Source organism: Evansella tamaricis, from assembly GCF_019042215.1.
GTDB classification, from domain to species: Bacteria; Bacillota; Bacilli; order Bacillales; family Salisediminibacteriaceae; genus Evansella; species Evansella tamaricis.
In genome coordinates this window covers 1-12636 of sequence record NZ_JAHQCS010000100.1, presented here as the reverse complement: position 1 = coordinate 12636, position 12636 = coordinate 1, and the positions used below count along the sequence as shown (strand labels likewise).

General features: G+C 38.7%; 13 protein-coding genes. 2 read left to right on the top strand and 11 right to left on the bottom strand.

The features are described from left to right. Positions 1 to 53: 53 nt before the first annotated feature. The 7 genes from KS419_RS11755 to KS419_RS11725 form a co-directional block, all read right to left on the bottom strand. Positions 54 to 2264 (bottom strand): penicillin-binding transpeptidase domain-containing protein, encoded by a 2211-nt coding sequence (locus KS419_RS11755; protein WP_217066597.1) that lies wholly within the window; start codon positions 2262 to 2264, stop codon positions 54 to 56. Positions 2265 to 2290: 26 nt separating this feature from the next. Further along, the gene (gene ftsL / locus KS419_RS11750) at positions 2291 to 2656 is read right to left on the bottom strand and encodes a cell division protein FtsL (protein WP_217066596.1); all 366 of its coding nucleotides are present in this window, start codon (positions 2654 to 2656) and stop codon (positions 2291 to 2293) included. A 15-nt stretch (positions 2657 to 2671) separates the two neighbouring features. Further along, entirely contained in the window at positions 2672 to 3613 is a 942-nt protein-coding gene (gene rsmH, locus KS419_RS11745) for a 16S rRNA (cytosine(1402)-N(4))-methyltransferase RsmH (protein WP_217066595.1), read from the bottom strand. 26 nt (positions 3614 to 3639) lie between these two features. Beyond that, positions 3640 to 4071, bottom strand: a complete 432-nt coding sequence (gene mraZ / locus KS419_RS11740; protein WP_217066594.1) for a division/cell wall cluster transcriptional repressor MraZ — start codon at positions 4069 to 4071, stop codon at positions 3640 to 3642. Positions 4072 to 4364: 293 nt separating this feature from the next. Beyond that, positions 4365 to 5993: a bacillithiol biosynthesis cysteine-adding enzyme BshC gene (gene bshC, locus KS419_RS11735; protein ID WP_217066593.1), complete on the bottom strand. Its 1629-nt coding sequence runs from the start codon at positions 5991 to 5993 to the stop codon at positions 4365 to 4367. Between the two features lie 86 nt (positions 5994 to 6079). After that, positions 6080 to 6472 carry a DUF3397 domain-containing protein gene (locus KS419_RS11730; protein ID WP_217066592.1) on the bottom strand — a complete coding sequence of 131 codons (393 nt, stop codon included), beginning with the start codon at positions 6470 to 6472 and terminating at the stop codon, positions 6080 to 6082. Further along, a complete protein-coding gene (locus tag KS419_RS11725; RefSeq protein WP_217066591.1) occupies positions 6465 to 7355 on the bottom strand; it encodes a 2-dehydropantoate 2-reductase in 891 nt (296 codons plus the stop codon). Before KS419_RS11725 ends, KS419_RS11730 begins: the two co-directional genes overlap by 8 nt. A 191-nt stretch (positions 7356 to 7546) precedes the next feature. Here KS419_RS11725 and KS419_RS11720 point away from each other — a divergent pair, with 191 nt between their 5' ends. Further along, positions 7547 to 8023 (top strand): N-acetyltransferase, encoded by a 477-nt coding sequence (locus KS419_RS11720; RefSeq protein ID WP_217066590.1) that lies wholly within the window; start codon positions 7547 to 7549, stop codon positions 8021 to 8023. Positions 8024 to 8142: 119 nt separating this feature from the next. Here the strand turns inward: KS419_RS11720 and KS419_RS11715 are convergent, their stop codons facing one another. The 4 genes from KS419_RS11715 to KS419_RS11700 all read right to left on the bottom strand — a co-directional run bounded on the left by KS419_RS11715 (position 8143) and on the right by KS419_RS11700 (position 10411). Continuing rightward, positions 8143 to 8706 (bottom strand): RsfA family transcriptional regulator, encoded by a 564-nt coding sequence (locus KS419_RS11715; protein ID WP_217066589.1) that lies wholly within the window; start codon positions 8704 to 8706, stop codon positions 8143 to 8145. Between the two features lie 155 nt (positions 8707 to 8861). Then, on the bottom strand, positions 8862 to 9608 hold the full coding sequence (locus KS419_RS11710; protein ID WP_217066588.1) for an enoyl-CoA hydratase/isomerase family protein: 747 nt from the start codon (positions 9606 to 9608) through the stop codon (positions 8862 to 8864). Positions 9609 to 9674: 66 nt separating this feature from the next. Continuing rightward, complete coding sequence (gene rpmF / locus KS419_RS11705; RefSeq protein ID WP_088075815.1) at positions 9675 to 9848, bottom strand: 50S ribosomal protein L32; 174 nt, start codon at positions 9846 to 9848, stop codon at positions 9675 to 9677. A gap of 56 nt (positions 9849 to 9904) precedes the next feature. Continuing rightward, on the bottom strand, positions 9905 to 10411 hold the full coding sequence (locus KS419_RS11700; RefSeq protein WP_217066587.1) for a YceD family protein: 507 nt from the start codon (positions 10409 to 10411) through the stop codon (positions 9905 to 9907). A 425-nt stretch (positions 10412 to 10836) separates the two neighbouring features. Here KS419_RS11700 and KS419_RS11695 point away from each other — a divergent pair, with 425 nt between their 5' ends. After that, entirely contained in the window at positions 10837 to 12069 is a 1233-nt protein-coding gene (locus KS419_RS11695) for a nucleotidyltransferase (protein ID WP_217066586.1), read from the top strand. Positions 12070 to 12636: the final 567 nt, after the last annotated feature.

Genomic DNA, 12636 nt, shown 5'->3' with positions numbered 1-12636 from the left:
CAGTCATATGAAAAAAATGGACAGGTTAGAACCCGTCCATTACATTTTTCCTATTAATCCATAAAGAAACTTTCCTCTTCTCCATCTTCCGATTCCAAATCTTCTTCCCATTCATTCACAACTTCTTCGATTGGAGCATCTCCTGGAAGGTATAAAGAGACTTTAATCCTCTCCACGTTAGAAATTTCCATCAACGGAGCAGGCATCTGTTCATGAACAAATCCATGTCCTGTGACATCAACAGGAATACCTATTAACTCTTGAAAAGCGTATATGTGTCGTAGAGACCAATTACTTAAATCAGGGATTTGCATTTGATCTCCATCTGTCTTTAGTAGAACCCGCTCACCAGGAATAATTGCAATCTCACTCGTCGGATATTGGGTTTCCACCAGATTACCATCGCCAATAACAATAACATCCATTCCATTTTGCTTTAGAAAAGCTGTTGTTTCAGAAACGGAATAACCTGTATAGTCATCTAGTATGATTTCATTATCTTCCCTGTCTCTTGACCCTTCCGTTGGAGAAATATTAAAATATTGCAAACTTTGTTTCATAACAGATTTAAAGATCATGGCTACTGGTGTAGAGCCCACTTCATATTCAGCTAATTTAGGCCGATCTATTGCTACATAGACGATTATTTCCGGATCTTCCGCAGGTGCCATACCAATAAAGGAAAAAATAGAGTTCCCATGTCCTGTCATATATCTCCGATTATCCCCTACTATTTGAGCAGTTCCTGTTTTTCCTGCAACTTGAAAACCGTCGATTGCAAATGGTCGCCCTGTCCCCACTTCTGCAGAAACAACAGACTCCATTAATCTCAATACTTCTTTTGATGTCTCTTCGGAAATTGGTTCTCCCACCACTTCTGGAATGTTCTCCATCACTATTTCATTGCTGTTTCCGTCCACTATTCGATCAATTATAAAAGGTTTCATCATTTTCCCGCCATTTGCTATCGCAGTCGCCCCTTGCACAATTTGGATGGGGGTTACGGCCGTCCCTTGACCAAATGCAGTAGTAGCCACATCACTCCTGGCACCTTTAGCTATTAATGCATTAGCTTCGTTTGGGAGGTCAATACCAGTTGGGTTTGTAAACCCAAATGCATCAACATAATGATAAAGTCTATCAGAACCTAGTCTTTCTAAAGCAAGAATAGAAAATGCCACGTTTGAGGAACGCTGAAAACCCTCATCGAATGTAATCTGGCCCCAACCATAACGGTTATGATCCCTAATCGTATCTGGACCCACCTGGATTGAGCCTGACTGATAGAACTCTTCCCCATTATAGACGCCTTCTTCAATCGCAGCAGCAAGGGTGAAAATCTTCATGGTTGAACCTGGTTCGAACCGGGACTGAACATTAAAGTTCGTATAATTTTCTATCGATTCATATTGGTTAGGATTAAAAGTGGGACGGTTTGACATTCCTAGAATCTCACCTGTTTTGGCATTTGCCACAATGGTCATCATCCGCTCCGGAGAAAATTCTGCCTCTACTTGATTCATAGTCTGTTCAATCGTCATCTGAATTCGAGTATCTAATGTTAAATAAACATCATCACCATTTTTTGGGGGATCTATCACTTCGTTGGCATTGGTCAGACGTCGATTTTTTCCATCTTTTTGATAAGAAATTCGTCCATCCTCTTCCTTTAAATATTCATCCAGTCTGTATTCCAGACCCATCCTGGCGGTAGACATATCCCTCTCCGTATACCCAAGGATATGGGATGCAAACGTCTGTTTAGGATAAAACCTCCTTGGGTCTGCACGCATCTGTATACCAGACAACTCTAGTGCCATTACTTCTTCCTTTTTTTCAAAGCTTAAATATTTCGCACGTGGACCTAATTCTACCTGGACCCTTCCATCATCTATTCCCCTCGTTAAGAATCCTTCGATTGTTTCAGCATCAATTTCAAGTACAGAACTTAACTGCCTGGCAGTCTCTACTGGATCCTTTACCCGGTTGTCAAATCGTTCATCAAGGATGGCGATCACCGTATATGATGGGATCTCTTCCGCCAACGACTCCCCATTTCGGTCAAAAATGGTTCCCCGTTTTCCGTCTAGAGTTACGGAAGTAGTCCACCGTCTCTCCAACAATTCCTGTAAGTTGTGTCCCTGTACTTCTTTTGAAGCCTGTATGTATACAAAACGGGAAAACATTCCTGAAACACCGAGGAGAAAAATGACTAAAATAATTAGTGCTCTAATGGTGACTTTTCTACTTTTTTTCCTTCCCATGGAAAGCCTCCCTCTCCCGAAATGTGTCAATCATTTGAATGAGTATATCTTACATTCTCCTCGTCTAAAACCATTCCCATATCTTCTGCCATGGCCAAAATGCGTTCCGGATCGGATAGTTCCATCACTTGAAGATCTAACCCTTCATTAACACTTAATTGCTCTCTTATGTCCGTTTCCGTTTGCTGAATTTGATGATTTGTCATATAGATTGAGGCATAATTTGTTAATACAAGAAAAAAAGCAAATACAATCCCCACAAGGGCAACTGCATAAATGAACTTTTCTCCCTTTGTAATACGTGATTTGTATGCACTCTTTTTACCTACTTTTTTTCCTTTAGAAGGTGTTGGATTAGGTTGATGAAGTTGTTTTTGCACTAATGGACTCATGGTACATTCCTCCTTTTAGTTTTTCTCTGCAATTCTTAATTTTGCGGACTGAGCACGGGAATTCAGTTCTAATTCTTCCTCGCTTGCAAGGATTGGTTTACGGTTTACTAATTTAAGTTCCTGTTCATACCCTTCAGGTATAACTGGAAACCCCCTAGGAAGTTCTTGCGGTGAACTTCTAAATTTAAATACGTGTTTGCAGATTCTATCTTCTAGGGAGTGAAAAGTTATTACTGCAATTCTCCCCCCCGATGCTGTCATGTCAATTGCATCATTCAACGCTTCTTCAAATACATTCAGTTCATTGTTAACTGCAATTCTGATCGCCTGAAAGGTTCGCTTTGCAGGGTGCCCACCTTTCCTGCGGGCAGGTGCCGGAATGGCATCCTTGATTAAATCGACCAATTCAAAAGTCGTTTCTACCGGTTTTTTCTCCCTAGCTTTCTCTATCTTTCTGGCGATCTGTTTTGCAAACCGTTCCTCTCCATATCTTGCTATGATTTTTACTATTTCTTCAAACGACCAGTAATTCAATACTTCGTGAGCTGTCAACGTTTGTCCCCGATCCATTCTCATATCCAACGGGGCATCAAAACGGTAGCTAAATCCCCTTTCCGGTTCATCAAATTGGGGGGACGATACTCCTAAATCAAACACAAAACCTTGCACACTTTCTATTCCTAAATCAATTAATTCCCTTTTTAAATTCTTAAAGTTACTATGAACAAAAGTGATTTTATTCCCATGGACAGCTAAACGTTTTTGGGCATGAGCTAATGCAATCTCATCTTGATCAAAAGCAATCAGTCTCCCACCTTCCCCCAATTCCGAAAGGATTCGTTCACTATGTCCACCACCACCTAACGTACAATCCACATATATACCATCATTTTTAATATTCAATCCTTTTACTGTCTCTTCTTTCAATACTGTTTCATGCTCAAACTGCTCAACCAAAGAATGAGACCTCCTCTAACGGTGCATTATAGTTCAAAGTCAACAATTCCTTCTGCAATTTCTGCGAAAGAATCTTCAGACTCTGCAAAATACTCTTCCCAAATTCCTTTACTCCAAATTTCCACACGGTTGGATACCCCGATGACAACACACTCTTTTTCAAGGATTGCATAGGACCTAAGAGTCTGTGCGATGTTCACACGTCCTTGTTTATCCAGTTCACATTCTGTGGCACCAGAGAAGAAAAATCGTGTAAATGCCCTGGCATCTTTTTTGGTGAAAGGAAGGGATTTTAGCTTTTGTTCTAATTGTCTCCATTCTTTTTCAGGATAAACAAATAAACATTTGTCCATCCCTCTTGTTACAACGAAAGTGGATCCCAATTCTTCACGGAATTTGGCCGGAATAATCATCCGTCCCTTTTCATCAATTGTATGATGATATTCGCCCATGAACATAGAATCCACCCCTCTCCCACTTTCTAACACTAATTTACCACATCCCCCCACTTTTCACCACTTTTGTTTTAAAATTTAGATATTTTCATAGATTTTACCTATTTTTGGGTTTCGAGAGTGTAGTGAGATTCTGGTTTGCTTAAGAAAAGCGCAAGCGCCTAAGATCACGAGCGTGGGGCAGTGGAGCTAGACATTGCCCAAGGTGCAAAAACTTATACTTTCTTTACCTTTTAAAAAAAGACTGCTTCCAAGAGAATTCTCTCCTGGAAACAGCCTCCACAAACGTTATTCCGTTACAGATAGATATATAAATGCTTTCCTTTCAAATCCATAGTTGGTCTTAATTCCTTAACTACTCTCTGAAGTAAATCTGTACTATACTCATTTAAAAATGGATAAATATTTAAGTACCGTTCCTGTAAGTTCCCATCTGGGAATAATTCTGCTTCCACTTCATCAAATCGCCTGGTCCCGTGGGTAAGTTGGCCAACGATAAGATCGTCCAATTTCCTTTCAAATTGAGCAAACTGATCCTGTACAATTTTTTTATATTTATGGTGAATGTTTTTACCCTCTTCTCCAAATGGATCTATAGTTGTTCCCAGTTTTAGAAAAATATCCTCTACTGTTTTATTTACAACAACGAAACTGTCTTGTATATCAGTACTTTTATTTTTCACAATCCATTCTTCCTTGAGATCCTGCACCCCTCTCTGTGAGACAGTATCCGGATTCACACCTATCCAAAATAAGTTTTTTTTCGTTCTTCTAGAAACAAAAGAAATATGAAGTCTTGGGATAATTGGTGGCATTTTGATTTGAAATGTATGGAAAACTTTTTGTAATGTACCCCAATACTTTAATTCCCCTGGGCCAGCCATGAATCCAATGACAGGAAGGAGAAGATCTTGCATTATCGGCCGTGTTACCACATTGTTACTTAACTCTATTTGGTCATCATCAAATAATCGCAACAAGTCCAAGGTCTCCCATGATCTTATTCCATTTTTCTCCTTAAAGATATTACCGCTAGACTCCAGAAGAAATCGTTGTTTCTGTTCATGAAAAAACAGATGCGCATTTACTTCGTCCATTTCAATCGGTTCACCAAAACCCGCTAACTTAAACCGATTTGCACCACTTAAAAACTCTTCCCTTATTATATTATTCTTCTTGATCATGTCCTTGAAATATGGTTTTTCCAAAGCGCGAATTTGTGGATCGTGAGCATCCATTAAAATAATTCCCGTATCTTTAAATAATCGGTGAAGGATCAGGGAACACCAGTCCACATACGTCAATTCCTTGTCTAGATCACGAACTAGAGATTGATATAACTCCGGTGTCTGCTCTGTCTCTCGCAAACTCCGAAACATCGTTTTAATCATTTCAAGTGCCTCTGCTCGGGGAATTTTCCTCTCTGAAGCAGGCGTCTTTATGTCATTACGCTCCAGTATACGAACCTTTTTGACATAAGAACCATGATGTACATACGTATGGTTTATCTCATCCACATCATGATCTTCTCCAGCTAACCAGAATATAGGAATAACTGGTTTATTTAACTGTTGTTCCATTGTTTCCGCATAATGAAGAATAGATATAATTTTATTAGGGGTATAGATGGGGCCTGATAGAACACCTGTCTGCTGCCCCCCGACCAAAACAACAGTATCGTCAGACAATAAACGGTTAATTTGCGAAAATGTCTTTTCTGATGAAGTATATTTTTTGTTATAGTCAGTTAAGGCTACTACCAGTTCCGCCCTCTGATAGTTTCTATTGGATAATTCCCCGTATCGTTTATGTAGATCCTCTATACTTAAGGAATAATCATAAAAATCCATTAGTAATTTGTCTTCATTTATGTATTTACTAATAAAGGACTGTGGATCATTCAAATCCTTAGAAACCAGTTTCATATTCTATTCAACCTTTCACATCAATAGATGGGGATAGTAATCTGTTACATTATATCAAAGTTTGATACCCCCACCAAAAAACTTGCCTATCCTTTGGCATATGCATACATGTGCGAAAAGATGCCAAATAGTAAAAGTAAAAAGTACAAAAGGAAGAAAACAAAAAACTGGAATCTCCATACTCCCTTCATTACCTTTTGGATATTAATGTCATCATAAAGCTTCCAATGAAGTAACGTAAATGCGACACCAGTAATTAAGAAGAATAACACAAATAGCCATGTGAGATTTACATTCCATATTTGAAAAATAATAAAATAAACAGCAACCATGAAAAGAAGTGTCGTGCAATCAACCGCCAATTTTAGAGAAAAGATTTTATTATGTGTCGACTTTACCGCAATAATATATACAGCATAAAGCCCAAGGATTGGAACCGTAACTAATGTTGCGGCAATATAGACAATCACTTCACTCATCTTTTCCCCTCCTCTCTAATCCTAAGATTGATTGATGAACAAAAGAAGTTATTGGTAAATGTAGCCCCTTTTGTTCCCCTAATTTCAGAACATATCCTGTAATAGATTCAATTTCTGTTGATCTTTCCTGTTTTATATCCCTCAACATGGATGATTCATTCTCAGCAGTTTGCTGAATGACGCGTAAAACAGTACCCCATTCTCCTTCAGGAAGTTCCAGCGCCATGATCCCTTCCTTAAAAAGGGCGTATACATTTTTATTAAGAGCAGGACGTGTCAATAACTCTCCATTATTAACTCCATATAGAGCTGTCAATGGATTCACTACCAAATTCACTAATAACTTTTGTTTCATAGATTTCAAAATGTCATGGGACCATAAAATTGGAAAAGGTTTCGTATGAGTTTCCATAAGTGGTATTGAATTGGACCCCTTCCATGTTCCGATAATTATCTCCCCAATGCCAGTGTGCCGAACAGTCCTTTCATCAAGCTTCATTGCACCATGAGTTACAATACCTGCAAATAGTGGCGCCGATGGAAAGAAAGATTCTGCCGCTTCTAGGTGCCCCATACCGTTTTGAAGAAACAACATTTGTGGTAAAGGCGTTTTGTTCTCCCAATCACGAAAGAATTCTTTTAATTTCCATTGTTTTAAAGTAATGATCCAAAGATCGTTAAAACTCCTATTCTCCACATGGTTCGATGCAAAAATAGGCACAGTTCGACTCTGTCCTTCTGTTTTCAAAGTAATGCCGTATTCATTGATTTTTTCCGCTTGTTCTTTAGTTCTAGTGATCAGTTGTACATCATATCCTTGAAAAGACAGATGACTGGCTGTCAAGAGGCCAATTGCTCCTGCACCAATAATGGAAACTCTCAAAGGACTATCACCTCACTTAGGACTTTTGGTTTCCGCCGTTTTCCTTATTTTAGCACAAAATATGTCGAATTTAGCGATAAATAAAGGAGAAATCGTTTTCTTTTTATTCTTTTTTAAATTATAATAATATATAGATAATTCAAGCTATTGTTTTTCAATTAAGACTGCTAACATAAATGGGGGAGATCTCTTTGGAAAAACATGAAGTTGTACGACTAAATATTAATTTTAAGACATTAGAAGAGTTTGAAAATTTTAGGGAGTACGGACAGCAGGAGTTATCCATGAAAGAAGATTTAGAAGGTAATATTATTGAAAATGATATTGAGTCACCTTTTTATGGCGTTTATTTCGGGAATAAATTAGTAGGACGGATGAGTTTATACAAAATAGATAAGAAATTTGACCGTTATTTTGATCCTCCTCAAGATTATTATGAGTTATGGAAGTTAGAAGTTTTGCCTGGATATCAGGGAAAGGGGATTGGTGAAAGTCTTGTAAACTTCTCGAAAAGCCTTGGACTCCCTGTTAAAACAAATGCCCGTCAACGATCGGACAGTTTTTGGGAAAAAATGGGGTTCGAGCCAATTACTTATCATTCCGACCGTGATCGGGGAGAAAACCCTTATGTATGGTTTCCTGAAGGAGTATCTGAGCAAGAAAATTAAAAATAAAGTTTTAAACTAAAGGGGTACGTTGCATATTACCATATACAGTTATCTATAGAAAGAGGCTGGGACACAACTAAAGTGTTTACATCGTAAAACACTTTTGTCCCAACCTCTTTCTATTTAGCAGACAATGTATTTTGATTTCGTTTCGTTGCCCTTTCCATTACATTGATCATTAATTGGTAATCATTTTTAACAATTTCATATTCATGTTTCAGTTTTGCCAATTCCTTTTCTAACGCTTCGTTCTCTTCCATTAATTCTCTTAATTGACTGGAAACACCAGTAATTTGCTGTGTTTCTTCTTCTTTCGCGTCAATTTCCTTTTTCTTCTCAAGAAGCCAATTCACCATCTCATCAATCGTTTGAACCAGTGAGCTGTCGGAGCGTTCCCCTACAGATGATAATTCTGCAGTTTGTACATCATGCACATTGAGATCTAATTTCATATCTTTCATTTTCAGCTGTTTTCTTTGCTTCTTAGCTAACTGGATGGCTGATTCATATTTTTTTCTAATAGAGGAGTTCCAGCGGAAACCACATGCCGCAGGAGTACGAGATAACTTCTCTCCCACTTCTTCAAAAGCTGTTAATTGGGTACTTCCCTCCCTAATATGTCTCAATACCACTTCTGCCAAGAGCAAATCTTCATCTTGATTCCATGCATCCTGCCTTACCAATGAACCGATCCCTCCTTCTTTCTTTTATCACCTTATATGTATGCAATTAGTAGAAAAGATAGACTTATGTTCTAGAAATAGTATGAACCTTTCTCTTTTCTAACATTCACAAGCTATCATGAAGGATTTTTTAGTGAAAAAAAGAGGGATCAAGTCTATTTTTTAGATTGTAAAAATCGTGCTACAGCATCATGATGCTCTTTTTTTTCCCAAAGACTAGCACAGGCCTCTACTTCCTTATCAATCGATAGAAACAATTCTTCCATTTCCCCTTTTGGATAAATAATTCCCTTGTACGCTTGAATGACATCCCGTGTTAGCCACTTCTTTGTCCAACGATCCACTCCCTCGAGATCGGGAACGATGTCTTGAATAAAACCTAACTCCATCCCAGTGGCCATGGTGAAAGTTTCCCCTGTTCCCAACATGGATAAGGCGGCTTGTTTTCCCACACGACGGGAAAGAAGCGATGCACCTCCCCAACCAGTCGTTAAATGAAGGGAACCTTGGATAAAACCTAACTTCCCTGTCCCATTGGATAGGGAAAAGTCAGTTGCTGCTGCCAATTCAGCACCTCCTCCAACCGCCGACCCGTTTAAATATGATACTGTGATCCCTGGAAAGGCAACAATTTCCTTTAAAACCTTACTCATTGACGTTAACATGGTTTTGGCCTCTTCCATTGTCATTAACTGATGGAAGGCATGAAGGTCGCCTCCGGAACAGAAAGCCTCCCCTTCTCCACGAATGATCAAGACTCTTATCTTTTCATCCAGCTTGATTTCCTTTACATTCTTCTCAAGAAGACTAATGACATCAAAATCTACTGCATTCCGTACTTCTGGACGATTGATAACGATTTCCGCTACGGTTTCTGACCTCTTCCCACTGTAAACTTTCATCATTTTCCTCCCTTTCTACATAAAAAACAGAGAGGGTTATTGCCCTCTCTGTTTTGTGTACTAGAACTATTTGTTTACAACGTCCTCGCCTTTGTATGAACCACATTCCTTACAAACACGGTGTGAAAGTTTCATTTCACCACAGTTAGGACATTTTACCATACCAGGTACACGTAATTTAATGTGTGTACGGCGCATTCTTTTCTTTGTCTTACTTGTTCTTCTAAAAGGTACTGCCATCTTCGTCCCACCTCCTTGGAGATCATTCAAAAAACATGCTGAGTTACCAGGTCATGTTATTTTCCATCAAAAAATTTTTCTAAGTCTTTTAAACGAGGATCAATTTGATTTGTACTCTCTTGTTCCTCTGTTTGCAACTCCCAACCACTGCCTGTTGCAGGGGCAGGACCATCGTCTTTATTACAAAAGACTTGCATTGGTTTTTCCAATAATATTCGCTCTTTAATATAAGGGATTAAATCAACCGTATTTTCCTTCACCTTGTGAATTTCTTCATCTTCCTGGAAGGTGGCCCAATCAACTAACTGAAATATTTCAGTAGCATCAATGGAGAATGGATACTCCACATCATTTAATGTTCTGGCACATGGCAATATCATTGTTCCTGTTATCGTTAGGCGAAACGTAATAGCTTCCTTTGAGAAGTAAGCATCGCCAGTTACACGAACAGAATCAATGTTGCATTCACGGTCTAATTCTTTTATTCCACTCACATCAACTTTTTCATCAATGTGAAGGCCCTTTTCTTTAAAGACCATCAACTGTGGAACCGACCATTTCATAGGTTTTCACCTCAAGACAACAAATGTAATTATAGCTTTCGTTTTTTTTTTTGTCAAGTTAATTTCTTTACAAAGTAAGAAAAGCACAAGCGACGATGAACACGAGCGTAGGGCAGTGCCTCTTATCCTTCTTCTCTCTAAAAAAAAGCGAAAGTCATCTGGAAAATCTTATACTACCTAGGATAACATATTTAGTGAATCTGATGCGAATTTAGTATCAAATGGAGAGAGGGTAATAATTTTCGTTTCGTTTCTTCTAAATCAGTACTAATACAAAAAAGATTAACGAGGGTAATTCAGGTTATTTTATACTCCTTTTGATCCTTTTATGTGTTATTTTTCTTTGTTTCTGTTTAGAATGGACAATAACAGGGGACGATATCCCCATTTGAAAACTTTGTCCCAAAGAAAGGGGGAATACATCTTTGAATATTCTTGGTATTGTTGTGGAATATAACCCATTTCATTATGGCCATTTTCATCATTTAAAAGCCTCCCAGAAAAAGACAGACGCGGATATTACAGTTGCGGTTATGAGCGGATCTTTATTACAACGGGGTGAACCTGCTTTAATTGACAAGTGGAAAAGAACAAAAATGGCTTTAACATCTGGTGTTGATTTAGTCATCGAACTACCCTACATTTATTCCACCCAGAAAGCTGAAATATTCTCTGACGGAGCAGTCAGCCTTCTGAATACGTTAGAGGTTAATCATCTTTGCTTTGGAAGTGAATCAGGTGATATTACTTCCTTTGTTAATACTGTGAATGCCATCGAAGTAAGGGAAGGGGAACTTGACACACTTTTAAAAGAAAACATGAAAGCCGGTTATAGTTATCCTAAAGCGTTCTCCGTTGCTTTCCGAACTCTATTTCAAGGGGAGGAGATACTGGATTTAACAAAGCCAAATAACATTCTTGGTTACCATTATGTAAAGGCCATAAAAAAGCTATCATCCTCTATGCAAGCTCATACAATTTTAAGAGAAAAGGCAGGGTATCATCAGAAGGAACTTACAAATCAGATTGCCAGTGCAACCGCTATCCGAAATGAGATTATACAGAAAGGCAAACCATTGGACCAAATAGACCATTTCCTTCCTGAAACGACGTTACATGAATTACAAACCCATATGGAGGAAATTGGATCATTTGCCCATTGGGAATTATACTTTCCCTTTTTGCAGTATCGTATTTTAACTGAACCAACAGAATCACTAGGGAAAATTTATGAGTGTGAAGAGGGATTAGAATATCGTCTGAAAAAACATATAAATCAATGTTCTTCCTTTCAGGAATTTATGGAGTCTGTGAAAACGAAAAGATATACATGGACAAGATTGCAACGCTTATTTGTACATATTTTAATGAACACGCCAAAATCTTTTATGGAGGAACATTGTCACCCCTTGTCCCCACCATATATTCGAGTGCTGGGAATGTCATCCGAAGGGAGAAATTACTTATCCAGTGTCAAAAATTCTTTACCTATTCCACTCATTACAAGGGCCGGAGAATCAAATCATCCTGTCTTAGCAAAAGATACTTTAGCAAGCCACATCCATTCCTTGCCTTTGGTGAAAAAGGATTCTTTATTGAAGGAATATAAGGCAATTCCAATTCAGTTGGAAAAGAACAAGTTAGCTGACAGGAAATGAGATCTGATTATAAGAAAAGCGCAAGCGTCTATGAACACGAGCGTAGGGCAGTGGAGGAATGACAACAGAAGTCCGCTCTTTGACTTCAGTTGTCACTTCCGAAGTGCCCCGCAGTGATTAGGAAGGAACTGAAAAAGTTTAAAACCACTTTTTCAGTTCCTTTTATTAGTATGGCAATGGCTGCGCTCGTCGCTCGCATGATAGGAGAAAACCACTCCTATCATGCTTTTTAAAGATTGCGACGGCTACTCTCATTGCTTAGGGACTGTAAAAGTGGAAAAGCACCACTTTTTCAGTTCCCATGCGAGTAGGCGCTGGAGCTAGACAATAAGAAAAGCGCAAGCGCCTATGAACACGAGCGTAGGGCAGTGGAGGAATGACAACAGAAGTCCGCTCTTTGACTTCAGTTGTCACTTCCGAAGTGCCCCGTAGCGAGTAGGAAGGAACTGAAAAAGTTTAAAACCACTTTTTGAGTTCCTTTTATTAGTATGGCAATGGCTGCGCTCGTCGCTCGCATGATAGGAGAAAACCACTCCTATCATGCTTTTTAAAGATTGCGACGGCTAC

Coding starts and splice junctions, on each gene's coding strand:
- KS419_RS11710 (WP_217066588.1), bottom strand. CDS start 9,608: ATGAAAGTTTACAGTGGGAAGAGGTCAGAAACCGTAGCGGAAATCGTT.
- KS419_RS11755 (WP_217066597.1), bottom strand. CDS start 2,264: ATGGGAAGGAAAAAAAGTAGAAAAGTCACCATTAGAGCACTAATTATT.
- mraZ (WP_217066594.1), bottom strand. CDS start 4,071: ATGTTCATGGGCGAATATCATCATACAATTGATGAAAAGGGACGGATG.
- ftsL (WP_217066596.1), bottom strand. CDS start 2,656: ATGAGTCCATTAGTGCAAAAACAACTTCATCAACCTAATCCAACACCT.
- bshC (WP_217066593.1), bottom strand. CDS start 5,993: ATGAAACTGGTTTCTAAGGATTTGAATGATCCACAGTCCTTTATTAGT.
- KS419_RS11730 (WP_217066592.1), bottom strand. CDS start 6,472: ATGAGTGAAGTGATTGTCTATATTGCCGCAACATTAGTTACGGTTCCA.
- rpmF (WP_088075815.1), bottom strand. CDS start 9,848: ATGGCAGTACCTTTTAGAAGAACAAGTAAGACAAAGAAAAGAATGCGC.
- KS419_RS11700 (WP_217066587.1), bottom strand. CDS start 10,411: ATGAAATGGTCGGTTCCACAGTTGATGGTCTTTAAAGAAAAGGGCCTT.